Raw genomic sequence first — 20,578 nt, forward strand, 5'->3', positions numbered from 1 at the left:
GACCGGCTAGAAGCCGAGGCGGCGGAGCTGGCGGGGGTCGCGCTGCCAGTCCTTGGCGACCTTGACGAACAGGTCGAGGTGCACCTTCTCGCCCAGCATCGCCTCGATCTGGCGGCGGGCCTCGGTGCCGACGTGCTTGAGCCGCGAGCCCCCCTTGCCGATCACGATCGACTTCTGGCTGTCGCGCTCGACGAAGATCTCGGCGCGGATGGTGAGCACCTTGCCCGGGGTCATCTCCTCGACCACCACGGCCAGCGAGTGCGGCAGCTCGTCGCGCACGCCCTCGAGCGCCGCCTCGCGGACGAACTCCGCGATCATCGTGGTCTCGGGCTCGTCGGAGAGGTCGCCGTCGGGGTAGAGCGGCGGGCCGGGCGGCATCTGCGCGAGCAGGAGGTCGGTGAGCAGGTCGATCCGGACGTTGCCGGTCGCCGACACCGGGACGATCTCGGCGAACTCCGCCAGCTCCTGCAGGGCGAGCAGGCGCTCGGCGATCACCTCGGGCTTCACCAGGTCGGTCTTCGTGAGCACGCCGAGCACCGGGGTGCGCCCCGCGACCTCGCGCAGCTCGCCGGCGATGTAGCGGTCGCCGGGCCCGATCGTCTGGTCGGCGGGCACGCAGAAGCCGATGGCGTCGACCTCGGCCCACGTCGTGCGGACGACGTCGTTGAGCCGCTCCCCCAGCAGGGTGCGCGGGCGGTGCAGGCCGGGGGTGTCGACGAGGACGAGCTGGCCGTCCTCGCGGTGCACGATGCCCCGGATCGCGTGCCGGGTGGTCTGCGGGCGGGACGACGTGATCGCGACCTTGGAGCCGACCAGCGCGTTCGTCAGCGTCGACTTGCCGACGTTGGGGCGGCCGACGAAGCAGGCGAAGCCGGACCGGAAGGTGGTCTCAGGCGGCGTCAACGGTCTTCCCCTCGAGCCGGGCGACGATCTCCCGGCCGATCGGCAGCGCCGCGGTGGCCGCGGGCGACGGCGCGTTGAGCACGTGCAGCACCGCGGGTCCGCCCCCGTTGCCGGAGTCGCCCTCGCCGTCCTGGACGAACAGGAAGTCGTCCACCAGCGACCCGTCGGGGCGGATCGCCTGCGCGCGCACGCCGGCGCGGCGGGCCACGTCGTGGGGCGGCTGCAGGTCGTCGGCGGTCACCCCGGGCAGCATCCGCGCCACCGCCGCGGCCATCGCCCGCTTCGACAGCGACCGGTACATCTCCCCCAGCCCGTAGCGCCACTGCTTGCCCGCGAGCTTGACGAACCCGGGGTCGGCCAGCGTCCCGGCGAGCTCGCGCACCCGCAGCGTCCGCCAGTCGTAGCCCTCGCGGGCCAGCGCCAGGACGGCGTTCGGGCCGACGTGCACCGACCCGTCCACCCCGCGCGTCGCGTGCACGCCGAGGAACGGGAACGCCGGGTCGGGCACGGGGTAGACGAGCCCGCGCACCTGGTCGGCGACGGGTCCGACGAGGTCGGAGTACTCGCCGCGGAACGGGACGATCCGCACTCCGGGGTCGAAGCCCGAGGCGCGGGCGATCTCGTCGGAGCGCAGCCCCGCGCACACCACGACCTGCCCGGCCAGCAGGTCGCCGCGGTCGGTGCGCACCACGACGTCGCGCCGGCGGCGCAGCACCGAGCGCGCCGCGCGCCCGGTGTGCAGCACGGCCCCCCGCTCGACGGCCAGGTCGGCGAGGCGGCAGGTGATCGCGCCGTAGTCGCAGATCCCGGTGGACGGCACCCACAGCCCCGCCAGCGCGGCGACCGCCGGCTCGCGCTCGCGCACGCCGGCCTCGTCCAGCTCGGTGACCTCGACGCCGTTGGCGCGCCCGCGGCGCACGAGCTCGGCCATGCGCGGCAGCTCGTCGGCCTCGGTGGCGACGACGACCTTCCCGCACTCCTCGTACGGCAGGTCGTGCTCCGCGCAGAACGCCTTGGTCTCCGCGCAGCCGGCGACGGCCAGGCGCGCCTTGAGCGACCCGGGCGCGTAGTAGAGCCCGGAGTGCACGACGTTGGAGTTGCGCCCGGTCTGGTGGGTGCCCGGCGTGTGCTCGCGCTCGACGAGGGCCACCGACGTGTGCCCCGCGGCGAGCAGCTCGTGCAGCACCGCGAACCCGACGATCCCGCCGCCGACCACGACGACGTCGTGGCGCGGGCTGGGGGCCACGCTCACGCCGCCACCCGGTACACCGAGGCCGCGTCCGGACCCGTGACCAGTACCGCGGCGTCCGCGGTGACCTCGGCGACGGCGGCCAGGCCCGGGTCGTCGAACCCCGCGTCCAGGTCGTCCACCCCGACCACCGCGGCCGCCTCCAGCCCCGGCGCGCCGGCGGCGACCGCCGCGGCCACCGCGGCCTGCAGGGCGGTCAGCGACAGCGAGGACAGCGCGACCGTGCAGGCGGCGTAGGTGCGGCCGTCGGCGTCGCGCACGGCCGCGCCCTGCGCGGCCCCGGTGCGCGCCCGCGCCGAGCGCGCCAGCGTCACGATCTTCGCGTCCTCGGGGTCGAGCGCGTCGGGCGCCACGGGTGCGCCCAGCACGGTGCCGGTGTCAGTGCCGGTGCCGTCAGCCACGGCCGTCCTCTCCGTCGCGGGCCCCGGTGGGGGCCAGGTCCGCCCCGGCGTCCGCGGGGCGCTCGGCATCGTCGTCGGTCGCGGCGTCGTCGCCGTCGGCGGGGGTCCCGGCCGCGTCGGCCCCGTCCGCCCCGTCCGCCCCGTTCGTCCCGTCCGTCTCCGGGGCCTCGTCGCCGGTGGGACGCCACACGAGCAGGCTGCGGATGCGCATCCGGCCGCGGGCGTCCTCGCCGCCCTCGGCGCGCAGGCGCAGCCCGCCGATCTCGGCCTCGGCGCCGGGCAGCGGCACCCGGCCCAGCCGCTGGGCCAGCAGCCCGCCGACCGTGTCGACGTCCTCGACGTCGAACTCGGTGTCGGTGGCCCGCTCGAGGTCCTCGACGGGCAGGCGCGCGGCGACCCGCCAGGTGCTCTCGTCGAGGGTCTCGAGGGGACGGTGCTCGGCGGAGTCGTACTCGTCGGTGATCTCGCCGACGATCTCCTCGATGAGGTCCTCGATCGTCACGAGGCCCGCCGTGCCGCCGTACTCGTCGACGACGAGCGCCATGTGGTTGCGGTCGCGCTGCATGTCGCGCAGCAGGGCGTCGGCGCGCTTGGAGTCGGGCACGAAGACCGCCGGGCGCATGACCTCGCTGACCGCGCCCGCCCGGTCGGCCGGCGCGTCCTGGTCCAGCGACCGCCTGACGAGGTCCTTCAGGTACACCACGCCGACGGTGTCGTCGACGTTCTCGCCGATCACGGGGATGCGCGAATAGCCGCTGCGCAGGGCCAGCGCCAGCGCCTGGCGCACGCTCTTCTCGCGCTCGATCCACACGGTCTCGGTGCGGGGCACCATCACCTCGCGGACGATGGTGTCGCCGAGGTCGAACACCGACTGGATCATGGCCCGCTCGCCGTCGTCGACCAGGCCGCCGCGCTCGGCCATGTCGACCATCTCGCGCAGCTCGACCTCGGACGAGAACGGTCCCTCGCGGAAGCCGCGGCCCGGGGTGATCGCGTTGCCGACCAGGATCAGCAGCGTCGCCAGCGGCCCCAGCAGGCGCGCGAGCAGCCGCAGCGGCCCCGCGACGGCGAGCGCCACGCGGTAGGGGTGCTGGCGCCCGAGGGTGCGCGGGCCGACGCCGATGAGCACGTAGGACACGAGCACGACGATCAGCGCGGCCACCAGCAGCGCGATCCCGGCGGGGCCGATGAGCTGCAGGGCGACGTACGCGCCGAGCACCGACGCGGTGGCCTCGCAGGCCAGCCGCAACAGCATCAGCAGGTTGAGGTGCCGGGGCCGGTCGGCGACGACGGCGGCGAGCGCCCGCGCGCCGGTGGCGCCCTCGCGTACGAGGTTGTCGACGCGTGCCCGCGACACCGTCGACACCGCGGCGTCGGCGGCGGCGAACACCCCGGCCAGCGGGACGAGCAGGATCGCCGCGACGAGCTGCCCGACCAGCGTGGACGTCACTGCGGGCCGCTGCCCGGCTCGGGATCGCCCAGGCCGACGGTGCCGAGCAGGCGGTCGTCCTTGGCGCGCTCGCGGGCGCTGCGGGCCGCGGCGGCCTCGCGCTCGCGGGTGACGCGCTCGGCCTCGGCGCGCTGCGTGCGCCAGTCGGCCAGCAGCTCGGCCTGCAGCCCGAACATCGCGCGCTCCTCGTCGGGCTCCGCGTGGTCGTAGCCGAGCAGGTGCAGCACGCCGTGGACGGTCAGCAGGTGCAGCTCGTCGTCGAGGTCGTGGCCCGCCGCGACGGCCTGGTCGGCGGCGAACGCCGGGCACAACACGATGTCGCCGAGCAGCGCCGGCCCCGACGACGGGGCGTCCGGGCGGCGCGCGGAGTCGTACTCGTCCATCGGGAACGACATGACGTCGGTGGGCCCGGGCTCCTCGAGCCAGCGCTCGTGCAGCTCGGCCATGGGCTCGAGCTCCACCAGCATGATCGAGAGCTCCGCGAGCGGGCTGACGCCCATGCGGTCGAGGGCGTAGCGCGCCACCTCGACGATCGGGCCCTCGGCGACGTCGACGCCGGACTCGTTGGCGATCTCGATGCTCACGGTCGATCCGTCCGTCGGTGCGGGGGGTTCATCGTCCCCGGCGCTCGCGGTTGCGCGGGCCCGTCGGCGGCCCGGTGCGCGGTGCGCTCGAGACGGCCTGGGGCCGCCGCTCCTGCTGCGCCGCGTCGTAGCGTCCGTACGCGTCGACGATGTCCGCGACGAGCCGGTGACGCACGACGTCGTGGGACGTCAGCTCGGAGAACACCACGTCGTCGACCCCGTCGAGGATGTCGCGGACCACCCGCAGGCCCGACGAGGAGCCCCCGGGCAGGTCGACCTGCGTGACGTCGCCCGTGACGACCATCTTCGAGTTGAAGCCCAGCCGCGTCAGGAACATCTTCATCTGCTCGGGCGTGGTGTTCTGGGCCTCGTCGAGGATGATGAAGGCGTCGTTCAGCGTGTTGTGCGTGACGATGAAGTCGTCGGTGACGTAGAGCGAGTCCTCCGCCGCGACCGAGATGCACACGCACTCGGCCTCGCCGGCGGGCAGGATGCTGTCGATGTAGCGACGCGGACGCCCGCCACCCGCCTCGTCGTACGCCTCCCGCTTCCGCGTGAGACGGAACGGCGCGATCTCGGCCGGTAGCCGGATGTCGAGGACGTGCGCGTCCGAGCGGTAGAAGACCGGGCGACCGCCCGCCCTTCCCGGCGTCCGCCCGGCCGCGTGCCGCGTCCGCACGGACACGACCCCGCCGAGGGACCGGACCAGGTGGACGACGTCGTCCCGGAGGCGAGGCGAGCACGTCGTGTACTGGACCCGGCACGTGCGGCCACCCTGACGCACCGGCCCGCCGTCCGTGTCGAGCAGCCCCTGCAGCAGGGCCAGCCGGACGTCCACGCTGTTGCGCAGGTAGGACTCCGGCACGAACTTCGTCGACGAGTCGGTGCCCGCCAGGCCCAGCTCCCGCAGGACCGCGGTCACGGGGTTGGCGGTGACGACGCCACCGCGGCCTCCACCGCCGACGCGTCGGAGCACGTAGTCCAGGCCGGACTTGTGGGTCACCTCGGCGTCGGGCAGGGCCGCGTCCAGCGCCGCGGCCAGCTCGGCGTCCTTGGTGCAGAAACTCGGCGTGGTCTGGTCCGTGATGCACCCGTCGCCCAGGAGCAGGCCCAGCGCGTAGGGGTCCATCGGGACCGGCCGCTCCGGGATCGACACGGGCGACACGATCGGCAGCTCGTAGCGGTGGGCGTGGGACCAGCGCAGGTTGTCGATCATCTGCTGCGTCTCGAGCACGCGCCCCGCCTTGCCGTGGCGGCGGTCGTCCGGCGTGGTCACGAACCACAGGTGCTCGCCGCAGGCGCGCGTCGAGGCACCATCCTGGGTCCACACCCGGTAGACCTGCTTCCGGCCCTGGGGGTGCACACCGAGGACCGGTGTCGGCGTGCCGTCCTTCCCGGTCACCAGGTCGCCGACGCGGAGCTCGCCGATCGGACGGAAGCCGTCGGGAGTCAGGACCGGGGTGTCGACCGGCTGCGCCCTCCCCCGCATGTACGCCAGGGGCGCGATCTCGATGGTGCCGGCCGCCATGAGCTTGGGCACGGTCTCGGTGTCCAGCATGTCGTGCAGCGCGTCGTACAGCGGCCGCAGGTACGGGTCGATCTTCTCCGAGAGCGTGCCGGGCAGGAAGCCCAGGCGCTCGCCGGCCTCGACCGCGGGCCGGGTCAGGATGATGCGGTTGACCTGCTTGGCCTGCAGCGCCTGCACGGCCTTCGCCATGGCCAGGTAGGTCTTGCCGGTGCCCGCCGGGCCGATGCCGAAGACGATCGTGTTGACGTCGATGGCGTCGACGTAGCGCTTCTGGTTCAGCGTCTTGGGCCGCACGGTGCGCCCGCGGCGCGACACGATGTCGAGGCTGAGCACCTCGGCGGGCGACACGGGCCCGTCCGGCCCCTCGTCCGCGTCCTCGCGCAGCATCCGCACCGACCGCCGCACCGCGTCGGGGTCGATCTGCTGGCCGCGGCTCGCGAGCACGACGAGCTCGGCGAAGACGCGCTCCGCGAACGCGACGTCGGCGGGCTCGCCCGTCAGGGTCACTTCGTTGCCGCGGACGTGGACGTCGGCGTCGAGCAGGCCCTCGGCCTCGCGCAGGTTCTCGTCGCGCTTGCCCAGGAGCGCCAGCAGCGCCGCCTCGGGCACCACGATCCGGGAGGTTCCGTCACCGGTCACGTGTCGAACAGTCCTGCTTCCTCGCCGTTGCTCGGGCGTATTCATCGTAGCCCCCCGTCGGGGGGCACCGCGGTGCCGCTCACAGCAGACCCACGACCTCCTCGCGCACGGTGGCCCAGGCGGGGTGCCCGGGGTCGATCACCCCGAAGTGGTCGACGCCGGGCAGCACGCGCAGGCGCGCCTCGCCCCGCGCCGCCGTCGTCGCCGCGACGTAGCGCTGCGACTGGTCCAGGGGGACCACGGTGTCGGCGTCCCCGTGGACGCACACGACCGGCCCGGTGGCGGGCACGAGCGCGGCCGGCGAGCCGAGCGCGTAGCGGCCGGCCACCGTGACCGGGGTGCCGCCGAGCAGGTCGATCACGGCGCCCCCGCCCAGGCCCTGCTCGGCCGCGGCCACGAGGTCGAGCACCCCGGCCTGGGCCACCGTGCCCACCGGGCGCACCCGCGGCTCCGGGGCCACCGACCCGTCGGGCAGCCGGTCGCGGCTCGCGGCCCAGGCGGCGAGGTGCCCGCCCGCCGAGTGGCCGAGCAGCACGACGCGGTCGAGGTCGAGGCGCCCGCCGGCGGCCTTCTGGCCCTCGCCGTCGAGCAGGTCGACCGCGGCCGCGACGTCGGCGAACGTCGCCGGCCAGCCCCCGCCGGCGCCGACCCGGCGGTACTCGACGTTCCAGGCGGCGACGCCCTGGTTGGTCAGGTCGACGGCCAGCGGGGTGCCCAGCTCGAGGCCGTAGCTCGCGCGCCAGTAGCCGCCGTGCACGACGACGACCACGGGGACCGGGCCGCCCGCGGGCGGCAGGTGGAGCACGCCGTACTGGGCGGGGTCGCCGCCGTAGGTCAGCGGGCGCGGGTCCGGAGTCCCGGGCTGGGGCGCGGGCACCTCGACCTCGCCCGTCGGGGTGGCGACGCGCCCGCAGGCGGCCAGGCCGGCCAGCCCACCGAGCCCCGCGAGCACCCTGCGCCGCGTCACGCTCACCCCCACCGTGCCGTCCGCGCGCCCAGGGCCCCGAGCGCCACCGCGGCCGCCGTCGACGTCCGCACCACGCCCGGGCCCATCCGCACCTCGCGCGCGCCGGCGCCGGCGAGCACCGCGCGCTCGTCGTCGGTGACGCCGCCCTCGGGGCCCACGACCAGCACGAGCTCGCCGCGGTCGGGCAGCGGGACCGTGGCCAGCGAGTGGTCGGCGGTGGCCTCCAGCAGCAGCACGTCCGCCCCGCGGCCGGCGAGGTCGCGGGTCGACGCCGGCGGCGTCACCTCGGGCGACCACGCCCGCCGGGCCTGTTTGGCGGCCTCGCGGGCCGTGGTGCGCCAGCGGGCCAGGGCCTTGTCGCCGCGCGGGCCGTCCTCCCAGCGCGCGACGCAGCGCTCGGCGCGCCAGGGCACCACCGCGTCCACGCCGGCCTCGGTGGCCAGCTCGACCGCGAGCTCGCCGCGGTCGCCCTTGGCCAGCGCCTGGGCCAGGACGACGCGCAGCACCGGCGCCGGGTCGTGCCGGCGCTCGAGCACCGTCGTGCCCACCCGGCCCTTGGCCACCTCGGTGACCTCGGCGCGCGCCCGCGTGCCGGCGCCGTCGCCGAGCAGCACGACCTCGCCCGGGCGGACCCGGCGCACGTCGGCGGCGTGGCGGCCCTCAGGCCCGTCGAGCACGACCGCACCGGCCTCGGGCACCGCGTCCACCCAGAACAGGGCCGGGCGGGTCCAGGCGCCGTCGGTGCCAGCGTCGGTGCCAGCGTCGGTGCCAGCGTGGGGGCCACGCTGGCGTTCATCGCCAGGAAAGCCCCCCGCTCGTTCCGTCACCGTGCGCGGCCGCCCGAGCGCCGCCGGCCGAACAACCCGTTGCGGTGCGCCGCGAGCTCCGGGCGCTCCTCGCCGCGCAGCTCGGCGAGCTCGCGCAGCAGCTCGGTCTGGCGGGCGTCGAGGCGGTCGGGCACCTGCACGTCGAGGTGCACCAGCAGGTCGCCGCGCCCGTCGGTGCGCCCCGTCGACCGCAGCCGCGGCATGCCCCGCCCGCGCAGGGTCAGCGTGGTGTTGGGCTGGGTGCCCGGCTCGATCGTGAGCTCCTCGTCGCCCTCGAGGGTGCGCTGCGGCAGCGTCGTACCCAGGGCCGCCGCGGTCACCGGGAGGCTGACGTGGCAGTGCAGGTCGACGCCGTCGCGGGTGAAGTAGTCGTGGCGCTCCTCGGAGACCTCGATGTAGAGGTCGCCGGCCGGGCCGCCGCCGGGGCCGACCTCGCCCTGGCTGGCCATCCGGATGCGCATGCCGTCGCCCACGCCCGCGGGCACCTGCACGGTGACGGTGCGCCGCGAGCGGACCCGCCCGTCGCCGCCGCACTGGGCGCACGGGCTGGGGATGATCTCGCCGGTGCCGCGGCACACGGGGCACGCGCGGGCGGTGACGACCTGGCCGATGAACGAGCGCTGCACGTTCTGGATCTCGCCGCGGCCGTCGCAGGTGTCGCAGGTCTCGGTGCGGGTGCCCGGCTCGGCGCCGCCGCCGTGACACTTCTCGCACAGCACGGCGGTGTCGACCGTGAGGTCGCGGGCGACGCCGGTGGCGCACTCCTCGAGCGTGAGGTCGATGCGGATCAGCGCGTCCTCGCCGGGCTGGACCCGGCTGCGCGGCCCCCGCCCGCCGGTGGCCCCCGCGGCGCCGAAGAACGCGTCCATGATGTCGCCGAGGCCGCCGAACCCGGCCGCCGAGAAGCCCCCGGCGCCGCCACCACCGCCCCGCGGGGAGGTGTCGAGCGGGTCGCCGCCGAGGTCGACGATCCGCCGCTTCTGCGGATCGGTCAGCACCTCGTAGGCGTTCTTGACGTCCTGGAAGCGCGCCGCGGTCTCGGCGTCCGGGTTGACGTCGGGGTGCAGCTCCCGGGCGAGACGGCGGTAGGCCCGCTTGATCTCGCCCTCGTCCGCTTCCCGGGACACGCCCAGGATTCCGTAGTAGTCCTTCGCCACGCTGGTCCTCGTCCGTCCTGTCGCTCGTGCCGTCACCCGCGTGCGGGCGCTCAGCGTCCCCCGACGATCTCACCGACGTAGCGCGCGACCGCACGCACCGCCGCGATCGCGCTGGGGTAGTCCATGCGGGTCGGCCCCACCACGCCCATCCCGCCCAGGGCCGTACTCCCCTGCCCAGTAGAAGATAGAGACCCGTACCCGATCGACACCGTGGAGGCGCTCCACAGGTCCTCGGACTCGTTCTCCTCGCCGATGCGCACAGTGACCGTCCCCGCGTCGCTCGCCGAGGTGAGCAGGCGCAGCACCACCACCTGCTCCTCCAGCGCCTCCAGCATGCCCCGCAGCGCCGTCGCGTCGGTGCCCGCCCGGGTGAGGTTGGCGGTGCCGCCGAGCACGAGCCGCTCCTCCGGGCGCTCGAGCAGCGCCTCGACCAGCACCGCGGCCACGTTGACCAGCGGCGACTTGAGGCCGTCGGGGGCATCGTCGGGCAGCTCGGACATGCGCACCGACGCCGTCGCCAGCGGCTGCCCGACCAGCGCGCTGTTCAGCAGCGTGCGCAGCCGGGAGACGTCCTCCTCGTCGAGCACGTCGCCCAGGTCGACCACGCGCTGGTCGACCCGCCCGGTGTCGGTGATCAGCACGAGCATCAGCCGGGCCGGGGTCAGCCGCACGACCTCGAGGTGGCGCACCGTCGAGCGGGTCAGCGTCGGGTACTGCACGACGGCCACCTGGCGGGTCAGCTGCGCGAGCAGCCGCACGCTGCGCTTGAGCACGTCGTCGAGGTCGACCGCGCCCTCGAGGAACTGGGTGATCGCCTTCCGCTCGGCCACCGAGAGCGGCTTGACCTGGTGCAACCGGTCGACGAAGAGCCGGTAGCCCTTGTCGGTGGGGATGCGCCCGGCGCTGGTGTGCGGCTGGGCGATGTAGCCGTCCTCCTCCAGCGCGGCCATGTCGTTGCGCACCGTGGCGCTGGAGACGCCGAGGTTGTGGCGCTCGACGAGGGCCTTGGAGCCGACCGGCTCGTTGGTGCTGACGAAGTCGGCGACGATCGCGCGCAGGACGGCGACGCGGCGCTCCTCGGCGTTCACCGCGTCCACCTCCCCGTCAGCCGTCACGTCCCTCGGTCCGACCTTCCATGGTAGGCGAGCGGGGCGTGGGCGTCCGGGCATCGGCGGGAGCTCAGCGCAGCGCGGGCTCCGCCGGCACCGCGGCCAGGATCCCCTCGACGCTGCGGACCACGACGCGCGCGACGTCCGTGCGGGCCCGGTCGGCGCGGGGGTCCTCGGTGGCCCGGCGCCAGCGGGTGAGCGCGTCGAGGGCGAGGCCGCGCACGTCGGCGGGCGCCGCGTCGGGCGGGGCACCGAGGCGGGCGACCGGCGCCGGGCCGTCGCCCCCGAGCAGCCGGCGGGCCTCGTCGAGCTCGCCGCGGTCGTCGGCCGGGGCCCGGGTGTGCAGGGCGACCAGGGCGTCCTGCTCGACGAACTCGTGGGCGCCGGTGAGCACGCGCTCGACCGCGCCCGCGAGCTCCGAGGCCGCGGCCTCGCCGCCGGTGCGCGGGTCCGGGACGGCCCGCAGGACGCGCTCGAGCGCGCCGAGGGCGGCGCGGGCGCGGAACACGTCGCCGTGCGCGACGAGCTGGGTGCCGACGACGGCGCGCAGCTCCTCGAGCCCGCTGCGCCGGACGAGCTCGTCGGCCAGCGACGCGGAGTCCCCCGCCCCGCGGCGCACCAGCGTCGTCGCCAGCCGCAGGCCGTGGAGCCCGAAGCGGTCGAGCAGGGCGCGGCGTGCCCGGCGGTCGATCTCGGGCACCCCGGCGGGCAGCCGCCCGTCGAGGAAGCGGTCCACCGAGAGCAGGAGGTCCTCGACGTCGGCGCGCGCGCCCGCGGCGAGGTCGCGCACGGCGGCGAACTCCGCCGCCCGCAGCGTCCGGGCGGTCTCGGCGAGCAGCCCCGCGACGGGCACGACCGTGCGGCACCAGCGCCGCAGCCCAGGGTCGGCGCGGTAGCGGCGCGCGACCTGCCGGGCGGTGACCAGCGCGTCCAGGCGCCCGCCGCCGATCTCGTCGGCCCGCGAGAGCACCGCGATCGTGCCCGCCGGACCGATCCCCCGGGCCGCGCGCTCCCCCACCGTCTCGGCGAAGGCGACGTCGGCGCCGTGCAGGTGGCGCACCAGGTGCAGGACGACGTCGGCGCCGTCGCCCGGGGCGGCGCCGAGGACCGCGGCGAGGTCGGCGCCCTCGGCCGGCGCCGTCGGGTCGGCGGCGCCGAGGAACGCGCGCGCCCGCCCCGCGACGCCGGGGCGGGCGGAGTCGACGCCCGGGGTGTCGATCAGCGAGACCGCGCGCAGGCTCGCCGAGGGCCAGTCCACGCGCAGGGAGCGGACCCGCTCGGTGGGCGTGGCGAGGTCGATGACCAGGGCGCCGCGGCGGTGCACGACGGGCAGCTCGGCGGGCGGGGTGCCGTCGCGGTGCTCGACGACGATGCGCGCGCTCGGCGCGTCGCGGTAGGTGGTGACGACGCGGGTGCACTCCGCGGTGCCCGTGGGCGCGATCTGCTCGCCGACCAGCGCGTTGAGCAGCGTCGACTTGCCCGCCTTGAGGGTGCCCGCCAGTGCCACGCGCAGCGGGCCGTCGAGCCGCTCGCGGTGTGCCGTCAGGACCGCCGCCGCGGCGGGGTCGCCGGCGTAGGCGACCAGGGCGCGGTCGAGCACGGCGCGCGTGCTGGCGACGAGCCCGCTCACGCCGCGGCCCCGCACCGCGCGAGGAGGTCGTCGAGCCGGGCGAGCTCCGCGCGGACCTCCGTGGTGCGCCGGCGCCGGACGTCGGCGTCGAGCTTGCGCGCGGCGGTGGCCGCGGCGACCATGGCCGCGACGCCCACGCTCGCCTCCTCGGCACGCGCGGCGAAGTGGTCGCGCAGCGTGCGCTGGACCTCGCGCAGCATGTCCTTGGTGTGCTTGCCGAGGACGAACTGCACCTCCTCGGTGTGCTGGCGCACCACACGGCGGGCGTCGAGCCGGCGGCGGCGCAGCGCGCGGCGGCGCTCGTCGCGCACCGTGCGCCCGCCGAGCAGCACCCCGGCGCCGATCGAGAACGGGTTGATCAGCGCCATCCCCGACAGCGTGGTGATCAGGCCGACCATGAGCACGCCGCCGTAGGAGCCCTTGAGCCCCGAGAGCACGCCCTGGGTGAGGTTCATGCGCTCGAGGTCGGGCGGCACGAGCTCGGGCAGGGCCGACAGCTCGGCGACGAAGCGCCCCTCGGGGACGGGGGCGCGGTCCGGGGTGTCGGCGTCCGGGTCGGTCTCCGGGTCGGCGAAGTGCGCCGCGACCTTCTCCGCCAGCCACCACGTCCGCTCGCCCGCCCACAGGTAGGTGGTGGCCACGGCCCGGCCGAGCTCGTCGGCGAGCCACGGGTCGAACTGGTCCCACACCCGCGCCGGGTCGACCACCTCGAGGGTCTCCTCGGCGGTGCGCAGGACCTGGCGGATGCGGTCGCGCAGGTCCCACTCGACGTCGGTGGTGAGGTCGGTGATCCCGTCGGCGAGGGTCTGCTGCCAGCGCGCCGAGCGCTCCTTGACCGCGGCCGCGCGGGCGGTCGCCGCGGCCAGCTCGGTCTCGAGCTCCCGGGCGCGCTCGGGGCCCTCGAGCGCCGCGAGCTCGGTGGCGGGCGCCTCCCGCAGGGTCGCGAGGACGCCGGCGACGTGCTCGTGCACCGCGCGGGCGGTGCGCGTGCCGGCGGGCGCGACGACCCGGCGGCGCAGCAGCTCGCGCAGCGCGGGGACCCCGGACTCGGCCTCGAGCTCGTCGCCGAGGTCCGTGCCCCGCCTCGTGGTGGCGTGACGGTGGAGCTCGGCGGACACCGTGACGACCTCGACCGCCAGGCCGTGGTCGGCGAGCAGGGCGAGGTCGATGTCGCGCACCTCGCGCCACGCGACGTAGAGGTCGATCTTCGTGAGGGCGACGACGACGGTGACCACGTGGTCGCGGGCCGCCCGCAGCAGCTCGATCTCGCCCAGCGAGAGCTCCCGCGACGCGTCGCTGACCAGCACCACCGCGTCCGCGGCGGGCAGCCCGGTCAGCACGGCCGCCGCCGGCGCACCGCCCGTCCCGCCGGCGCTCGGGGTGTCGATCAGCGTGAGGCCCTCGGCGAGCAGGGGCACCGGGCGCCCGACCTCGGCCTGCAGCCACGGTCCGTCGGGCCCGGGGTCTCGGCCGGTGACGGCGTCGGCGAGCCGGGCCGCGGTGACCGTCTCCCGCCCCGCCGGCCCCACCAGCACGGCGGACGGCTCGTCAGCGTGCACGACGACGGTGGGCAGCGCCGTCGGCACGTCGGGGTGCACGGGGCAGGCGTCGTCGTCGAGGAGGGCGTCGACCAGGCTGCTCTTGCCCTGCTCGTCGTCGCCCACCACTAGCACCCGGGCCCCGGGGTCGAGCAGGCGCCCGCCGTCGCGCACCAGCGACGACGCGACGTCGGCCCGCCCCAGGTCCCGCGCCGCGCGCACCGCGTCGTCGAGCAGCGCGCCGGCGGCCCGACGCAGGTGCGCCGGGCCCGGTGCGGTCGTCGTGGTCATCGGCTCCCCCGTCGTCGACGGGCGGTGCACGGTGGTCCCGTGCACCGCCCGTCACCGAACAGCGTGCAGATACTACTCAGGGTCACCCGACACGGTCAGGGGACGAGGTCGAGCTCCACGTCGTCGATGTCGACGTCCACGTCGATGAGGTCGTCGCCGACGATGTCGCCGATCTCGTCGTTGTCCTCGGTCACGTCGTTGTCTTCCGTGACGTCGTTGTCTTCCGTGACGTCGTTGTCCTCGGTCACGTCGTTGTCCTCGGTGACGTCGTTGTCCTCGGTGACGTCGTTGTCCTCGGCCACGTCGTTGTCCTGGCTGTTGTCGACGTCGTTGTCCTCCGTGACGTCGTTGTCCTCCGTGACGTCGTTGTCCTCGGTGACGTCGTTGTCCTCGGTCACGTCGTTGTCCTCGGTGACGTTGCCGGAGTCCGAGATCGTGACGTCGTTGTCCTCGGTGCTGTTGCCCGAGTCGGAGATGGTCACGTCGTCGTCGCTGGTCAGGTCGCCGGCGCCCTGCTCGAGGAGCACGTCGCCGTCGTCCGTGGCGACGGCCGTGCCGCCGGTGGCGTCGCCGCCCACCGACACCGCGCCGCCCGCCCCGGCGAGGAGCCCGCCGCCGACCGCGGTGCCGTCGCCGAGCACGGCCGTGCCGTCGTCGACGACCTGGTTGCCGTCGCCGACGATCGCGCCCGCCCCGGTCGTCACGGTGCCCTCGATGTCGTCGCCGGCGGCGACCGCTCCGGCGCCCGAGGCGACGGTCGGGCTGAGGTCGAAGTCCTGGATGACGTCGCCCTCGGCCCAGATGTTCTGGTCGATGACCTGGTTGACGATCGTGTCGTGGCTGTCGAAGTGGTAGGTCGTCGTGGCCACCGACAGGTGGGCGATCACGCGGTCGATCTCGGTGACGCCGGGAGCCGGCGTCCCGCCACCCGGACCGCCGCCGTGTCCGCCGCCGCCGTGCCCACCGCCGTGACCGCCGTGACCGCCGTGACCGCCGTGACCGCCGTGACCGCCGCCGGGCCCCCAGCCCCAGGCCGCGGGGCCGTCGTCCGGCCCGTCCCAGCCGCCGGGGCCGTCCCACCCGCCGGGGCCGTCGGCGCGGTCGACGATCCCGTCGCGGACGTCCTCGTCGTAGCGGGCGGCGACGGCGGCCGGCGCGTGGTCCATCACCAGCGGCACGGCGTCGCGGACGTCGGCCAGCGTGAGGTCGTCGAGCCCGGCGTTCTGCAGCGCGCAGCTGGGGTCGGCGAGGAACTCCGCCCGCGCCACCGGGTCGCGGAAGAGGTCGAGGAGGAACTGCAGGAGCGTCTTCGCTTCGGTCGCGGGCATCGGGCACCTCCGTCGTGGTCCGGACCGGTCGTCCGGTGCCGAGAACACTGCGCAATCGGCGGCGCCACGGGAGCGGGGATCGGCCCCCCTCCCGGGGACGGGGGTCGGGGGATGCCCCCGGTGCGGCCGATGGGGGCGGCGGGGGTCCACACGGGCGACGAGACGTCCACCCCCCGTGTAGGGGATGTGGACTAGTTGTTAGGCCGAATGCCGCATTACTGTCGCTACCGAGCACGTTCGGTACATCGGTACTGAGCGGTCAGTGACTGGGGGGTCCGGGCGATGGCGTACTGCCTCGGCATCGATCTCGGGACGACGTCCACGGCGGCCGCCGTCCTGCGCGACGGCGGGGCGCACCCGGAGACGGTGGCGCTCGGCGGCCGGCTCGCGGTGATCCCGTCGGTGGCCTACCGCGGCCCCGACGGCACCGTGCTCGTCGGCGAGAGCGCCGAGCGCCGCGCGGGCGACGAGCCCGACCGCGTCGTGCGCGAGGTCAAGCGCCGCCTCGGTGACGACGTGCCGCCCGTGGTGGGCGGCGAGCCGTGGCCCGCGGAGGAGGTCGCCGCCGCGATCGTGGCCTGGGTCCTCGCCCGGGTCGCCGAGCGCGAGGGCGGACCGGCCCGGCGGGTGGTGGTCACGCGGCCCGCGAACTGGGGCGACCACCGCTGCTCCCGGCTGCGCGACGCCCTCGCCGCAGCCGGGCTCGCCGAGGTCGAGCTGCTCGCCGAGCCGCACGCCGCCGTGCTCGGCCACGCGTCCCTGCGCCGGCCCGTCGCCGTGGGCGGGCGCGCACCGGACGAGGCCGTGACCACCGCCGTCTACGACCTCGGCGGCGGCACCTTCGACGCCGCCGTCGCCCGCCGCGACCCCGACGGCACCGTGACGCTGCTCGGCACCCCGCGCGGGCTCGACCGCCTCGGCGGCGTCGACTTCGACGAGGCGGTCCTCGCCCACGTGCGGGCCGAGGTGGCCGACGACCTCGCGGCGCTCGACCCCGACGACCCCGAGACCTGGCACTCCCTGCACCGCCTGCGCCGCGAGTGCGTCGAGGCCAAGGAGGCGCTGTCGTCCGACACCGAGGTCACGGTGCCCGTCGTGCTCCCCGCGGGGCGACGCTCCGTGCGCCTGGGCCGCGCGGACTTCGAGGCCGCCATCCGGGGCGCGGTCGCCGTGACCGTCGAGGAATTCCTCGCGACCCTCGCCGACGCCGGCGTCGCCCCCGACGCGCTCGACCACGTCCTGCTCGCGGGCGGCTCGTCGACGATCCCGCTGGTCGCGCGCATGCTCACCGAGGCCCTCGGCCGGCCCGTCTCCGCCGACGCCGACCCGCTCACGGTCGTCGCGCTCGGGGCCGCGGTGGCCGCGGCGGGCGACGCCGACGAGCCCCCCGCGCCGGCGCGGGGCCCGCAGCGGCCCCCGACCACCGTCGTCGGTCTGTTCGACGAGTGCCCCGACGACGAGGACGCGCCGGACGAGGGCGATTCCCCCGCCCCGCCGCGGCGCGGGCGACGCCGGGTGCTGGCGGCGTCGGTGGTGCTCGCGGCCGTCGTCGCCGTCGCGGTGTCCGTGCCGCTGCCGCTGGACGAGGCCCTCACCGACTCGGTCCGCGGCGCCCTGCGCGACGTCGTCGGCACCCCGGGGGCCGCCCTGTCGGTCCCGGGCCAGGCCCCGGCGCCGGCCCCGACCACGCCCCCGACGGTGATCGCCCGCCCGCTCAGCGCGGCGGTGCCCCTCGATCCGGCCACGTCCACCGCGGCGGTCGTGCCGGTCACGGACGTGGCCGCTGCACCCGCGGCCGTCGTGCCCGCGGCTGCCGCGTCGACGGCACCCGCGGCCGCCCCCGCGGGGGCGCCCGAGGCGGCCCCGTCCCGGCCCACGGTCGCCGCCACCCCGGCGTCGGCGGCCGCGCCCGCGAGCACGTCCGCCACCCCGGACCCGGCCCCGACCTCGGAGGCACCGGCCGCGGACCCGACGCCGGAGGCGGCCGACGAGCCGACGCCGCAGTCGGCCGAGGAGACCGCCGAGCCGCCCGCCGAGGAGACGCCGACCGAGGAGTCGCCGTCCGGGGAGACGCCGAACGGGGAGGCCGAGGCCGACCCGGCCCCGACGGCCGACCCCGCGCCCGAGGGGGCCGCCACGTGACCGCCGCCCCCGACCTGCTGGCGCCCGCCGCGGGGGACGCGGCCGACGAGGCCGAGCACGCCGCCCGCGCCGGCGACCTCGACACCGCGCTGCGCACCGCCGACGCCGCCCTGCGCGAGCGCTCCGACCCCGACCTGAGGGCCCGGGCCGCGGAGGTGCTCGCCGCCGTCCTCCCCCACCGCGGCCTGCTCGCCCGCAGCGCCGAGCTCCACCGCTGGCTCGCGCGCCACCGTCACGGCCCCGCGGTCGACGGGGTCGTGGCGCTGGTCGGGACCGGCGCCCCCGACGAGGCCGCCGCCTCGCTCGCGGCCCCCGACGACGACGCGCCGGGCCTCGCCGACGCCGCCGACGTCCTGACGGCCCGCGGGGTGCTCGCCTCGGTCGCCGGCGACTCGGCGACCGCGTTGTCGCTGCTCAGCACGGCCTCGGCGGCCCTCGCGGTGTGCGACCGCCCGGCCGTGCGCGGCGACACCCCGGCCGGGCTCGGCGCCCTGGTGGCCCTGCACCGCGGCGAGCCCGAGCTCGCGGGGCCGCTGCTGGACCGGGCGCTCACGCTCGACCTCGGCGGGCCCGCGCACCGGCGCCGCCACCTGCTGCTGCGCGCCTGGTGCGCCCTCGCGGCCGGCGACGGCGCCACCGCCCGGGCCCTGCGGGCGAGCGCCGGCGAGGCGGGCCCGGACACGGTCGAGCCCCGCGACGAGCTGGTGGCGGTCGCCCTCGACGTCGCCCTCGCCCGGCGCGCGGGCGACGTGCGCGGGCTGCTCGACCTGTGGGCGCGGGCGCGCGAGGCGCTGGTCAACCACCCCGTCGACCTCTACGTCCTGCTGTTCGTCGGGGAGCTCGCGCTCGCCGCGGCGCGCCTCGGCGAGCAGGGCTGGGTGGCGCCCCACCTCGCTGACGGCGACGCCCTGCTGACCGCGCTCGGCGAGCCGGCGCTGTGGAGCACGCCGTGGCGCTGGTACGGGCTGCAGTACGCGATCGCCACCGAGCAGCCGGCGCTCGCCGAGCCCCACGCCACCGCCCTGGCCGCGGCCGCGCGCGTCAGCCACCAGGCCGTCGCGCCCGCCCGGGCCGCCGCCGCGTGGCTGCGGGTGCTGGCCGGCGACGTCGACCCCGACGAGGTGACGGCCGCGGCGACGGGCCTGCGCGCGGCCGGGCTGGGCTGGGACGGCTCGCGCCTGGCCGGCGAGGCCGCGCTGCGCACCACCGACCGACGCGCCGCGTCGGCGCTTCTCGCCTGCGCCCGCGACCTCGTCCCGGGCGCCACGCCCGCCGACCCCGAGGCCGACGTGCCCGTGCCGCGCGCGGCCCGGGTGGTGCTCACCGACCGGGAGCGCGAGGTGGCCGCGCTCGTCGTCGAGGGCCTGACCTACCGGGAGATCGGCGCGCGGCTGTTCCTCTCGGCCAAGACCGTCGAGCACCACGTCGCGCGCCTGCGCCACCGGCTGGGGTCGGCGAGCCGCAGCGAGCTCTTCTCCGACCTGCGCAGCGCCCTGGGCCGTTGAGGGTCAGATCGCGAGGCGGCGCACGGTCTCGGGGTGGATGACGACCCGGACGTAGTCGTCGGCCAGCAGGGCCTCGCGGTCGGCGGCCCGGACCGGGTCGTCGAGGTCCCAGTAGCGCGTGGCGAGGCGGTCGGCGAGGTCGTGTGCGCCGTCGGTCTCGATCGTCGCGGTACCCGTGACGGCCAGCCAGCGCTCCCGCTCGGTGGCCGGGGCGGCGACGACGATCGAGGCCCGCGGGTCGCGGCGCAGGCGCCGCACCTTGACCGTGTCCGGCCCGGTGAAGAGCTGGATCGTCCCGTCGGCGGTGGCCTCGAACCACACCGGGCGCGGCAGGGGTGGCTGCGTTCCCGCGGCCACGGACAGGAACCCGTGCAGCGGGCGGGCCAGGAAGGCGAGGTCCTCGGCGGTCAGCCGGTCGGTGGGCGCGCTCATCGCCCCCACGCCCCGGCGGCCGCCGCGCGCACGACGTAGTCCTCGAAGGTGCGGGGCGGGCGTCCCAGCACGGTGGCGATCCCGTCGGTGGTGGCGGCGATCAGCCCGCGGTCCATGAGCGCGAACATCTCCGTGACGTGGTGGGCGTCCTCCTCGCCGACGCCCTGCTCGACGAGCGCCCCGGTGTACTCGGCGGGTGTGATCTGCCGGTAGGCCATCGGCCGCCCCGACGCGCGGGAGATCAGCGCGACGGCCTCGGGGAACGGGATCGAGCGTGGTCCGGTCAGCTCGTGGACCCGCCCGGCGTGCCGGCCGGGGTCCGCGAGCACCGCGACCACGGCGTCGGCGAGGTCCTCGAGGTCGACGAACGGCTCGCCGACCGCACCGGCCGGGAGCGTCAGCTCGCCCGCGAGCAGGGGCCCGTGCCAGAGCTCCTCGTCGAAGTTCTGGGCGAAGTTGGACGCGCGCAGCACGGTCCAGTCCAGGGTCGAGCCGCGTACGGCGTCCTCGGCCGAGCGCATGTCGCGTCCGAACGGGGAGTCGCCCCAGGTGTCGGCGCCGTGCCCGGAGAGCAGGACCAGCTGCTTCACCCCGGCGGCCTCGGCGCGCGCCACGAACCCGTGCACGGGGCCGGGCACCGACGGCGGCACCACGTACACGGCGGTGACGCCCTCGAGCGCGGCGTCCCAGCCGGCGGGGTCGGACCAGTCGAAGCGGGTCGCGCTGGAGCGCGAGGCGGCGCGGACGTCGGTGCCCCGCAGCCGCAGCCGCGCGGCCACGCGGCGGCCGGTCTTGCCGGTGGCGCCGAGGACGAGGGTGGGGTGCTCGGTCATGTCGTCGATGGAACGCCGCGGAGCCGGACGCTGCCATGGGCAAGACGCGCCTCTGCCTGTGTGAA

General features: G+C 76.5%; 16 protein-coding genes and 3 pseudogenes. 2 read left to right on the plus strand and 17 right to left on the minus strand.

What is annotated here, in order from left to right; genetic code table 11:
- Positions 1–6: 6 nt before the first annotated feature.
- From era to ACQPX6_RS21095, 15 genes and pseudogenes are all read right to left on the minus strand, one after another.
- Positions 7–903 carry a GTPase Era gene (era, locus tag ACQPX6_RS21025; RefSeq protein ID WP_433782368.1) on the minus strand — a complete coding sequence of 299 codons (897 nt, stop codon included), beginning with the start codon at positions 901–903 and terminating at the stop codon, positions 7–9.
- Complete coding sequence (gene lhgO, locus ACQPX6_RS21030) at positions 890–2,155, minus strand: L-2-hydroxyglutarate oxidase (RefSeq protein ID WP_433782369.1); 1,266 nt, start codon at positions 2,153–2,155, stop codon at positions 890–892. The genes era and lhgO overlap by 14 nt, the downstream gene beginning before the upstream one ends.
- Positions 2,152–2,505, minus strand: coding sequence for a cytidine deaminase (locus ACQPX6_RS21035; RefSeq protein WP_433788316.1), 354 nt, complete (start codon positions 2,503–2,505; stop codon positions 2,152–2,154). Before ACQPX6_RS21035 ends, lhgO begins: the two co-directional genes overlap by 4 nt.
- Before the next feature lie 40 nt (positions 2,506–2,545).
- Positions 2,546–4,003, minus strand: a complete 1,458-nt coding sequence (locus tag ACQPX6_RS21040) for a hemolysin family protein (protein WP_433782370.1) — start codon at positions 4,001–4,003, stop codon at positions 2,546–2,548.
- Positions 4,000–4,587: an rRNA maturation RNase YbeY gene (ybeY, locus tag ACQPX6_RS21045; RefSeq protein WP_433782371.1), complete on the minus strand. Its 588-nt coding sequence runs from the start codon at positions 4,585–4,587 to the stop codon at positions 4,000–4,002. The genes ACQPX6_RS21040 and ybeY overlap by 4 nt, the downstream gene beginning before the upstream one ends.
- Before the next feature lie 28 nt (positions 4,588–4,615).
- Positions 4,616–4,987, minus strand: a pseudogene (locus tag ACQPX6_RS21050) (PhoH family protein); the annotation flags it as partial.
- Between the two features lie 261 nt (positions 4,988–5,248).
- Positions 5,249–6,076, minus strand: a pseudogene (locus tag ACQPX6_RS21055) (LAGLIDADG family homing endonuclease); the annotation flags it as partial.
- A pseudogene (locus tag ACQPX6_RS21060) lies at positions 6,065–6,799 on the minus strand (PhoH family protein); the annotation flags it as partial. The pseudogenes ACQPX6_RS21055 and ACQPX6_RS21060, both read right to left, overlap by 12 nt.
- Before the next feature lie 34 nt (positions 6,800–6,833).
- Positions 6,834–7,721, minus strand: coding sequence for an alpha/beta hydrolase (locus ACQPX6_RS21065; protein WP_433782372.1), 888 nt, complete (start codon positions 7,719–7,721; stop codon positions 6,834–6,836).
- A gap of 2 nt (positions 7,722–7,723) precedes the next feature.
- Complete coding sequence (locus tag ACQPX6_RS21070; protein ID WP_433788317.1) at positions 7,724–8,437, minus strand: 16S rRNA (uracil(1498)-N(3))-methyltransferase; 714 nt, start codon at positions 8,435–8,437, stop codon at positions 7,724–7,726.
- 107 nt (positions 8,438–8,544) lie between these two features.
- Positions 8,545–9,705, minus strand: coding sequence for a molecular chaperone DnaJ (gene dnaJ / locus ACQPX6_RS21075; protein WP_433782373.1), 1,161 nt, complete (start codon positions 9,703–9,705; stop codon positions 8,545–8,547).
- Between the two features lie 50 nt (positions 9,706–9,755).
- Complete coding sequence (gene hrcA, locus ACQPX6_RS21080; protein ID WP_433782374.1) at positions 9,756–10,820, minus strand: heat-inducible transcriptional repressor HrcA; 1,065 nt, start codon at positions 10,818–10,820, stop codon at positions 9,756–9,758.
- Between the two features lie 64 nt (positions 10,821–10,884).
- A complete protein-coding gene (locus ACQPX6_RS21085; RefSeq protein WP_433782375.1) occupies positions 10,885–12,444 on the minus strand; it encodes a dynamin family protein in 1,560 nt (519 codons plus the stop codon).
- Positions 12,441–14,273 carry a dynamin family protein gene (locus ACQPX6_RS21090; RefSeq protein WP_433782376.1) on the minus strand — a complete coding sequence of 611 codons (1,833 nt, stop codon included), beginning with the start codon at positions 14,271–14,273 and terminating at the stop codon, positions 12,441–12,443. The genes ACQPX6_RS21085 and ACQPX6_RS21090 overlap by 4 nt, the downstream gene beginning before the upstream one ends.
- Positions 14,274–14,368: 95 nt before the next feature.
- The gene (locus tag ACQPX6_RS21095; RefSeq protein WP_433782377.1) at positions 14,369–15,601 is read right to left on the minus strand and encodes an IniB N-terminal domain-containing protein; all 1,233 of its coding nucleotides are present in this window, start codon (positions 15,599–15,601) and stop codon (positions 14,369–14,371) included.
- 282 nt (positions 15,602–15,883) lie between these two features.
- Here ACQPX6_RS21095 and ACQPX6_RS21100 point away from each other — a divergent pair, with 282 nt between their 5' ends.
- Both ACQPX6_RS21100 and ACQPX6_RS21105 read left to right on the plus strand, forming a co-directional pair.
- Positions 15,884–17,743, plus strand: a complete 1,860-nt coding sequence (locus ACQPX6_RS21100) for an Hsp70 family protein (RefSeq protein ID WP_433782378.1) — start codon at positions 15,884–15,886, stop codon at positions 17,741–17,743.
- Positions 17,740–19,248, plus strand: a complete 1,509-nt coding sequence (locus ACQPX6_RS21105) for a LuxR C-terminal-related transcriptional regulator (RefSeq protein WP_433782379.1) — start codon at positions 17,740–17,742, stop codon at positions 19,246–19,248. Before ACQPX6_RS21100 ends, ACQPX6_RS21105 begins: the two co-directional genes overlap by 4 nt.
- Positions 19,249–19,251: 3 nt before the next feature.
- Here the strand turns inward: ACQPX6_RS21105 and ACQPX6_RS21110 are convergent, their stop codons facing one another.
- Both ACQPX6_RS21110 and ACQPX6_RS21115 read right to left on the minus strand, forming a co-directional pair.
- Positions 19,252–19,680: a pyridoxamine 5'-phosphate oxidase family protein gene (locus ACQPX6_RS21110; RefSeq protein ID WP_433782380.1), complete on the minus strand. Its 429-nt coding sequence runs from the start codon at positions 19,678–19,680 to the stop codon at positions 19,252–19,254.
- Complete coding sequence (locus ACQPX6_RS21115) at positions 19,677–20,513, minus strand: NAD(P)H-binding protein (protein ID WP_433782381.1); 837 nt, start codon at positions 20,511–20,513, stop codon at positions 19,677–19,679. Before ACQPX6_RS21115 ends, ACQPX6_RS21110 begins: the two co-directional genes overlap by 4 nt.
- Positions 20,514–20,578: the final 65 nt, after the last annotated feature.

The organism is Actinomycetospora sp. CA-101289 (assembly GCF_050955895.1).
Lineage (GTDB): Bacteria > Actinomycetota > Actinomycetes > Mycobacteriales > Pseudonocardiaceae > Actinomycetospora.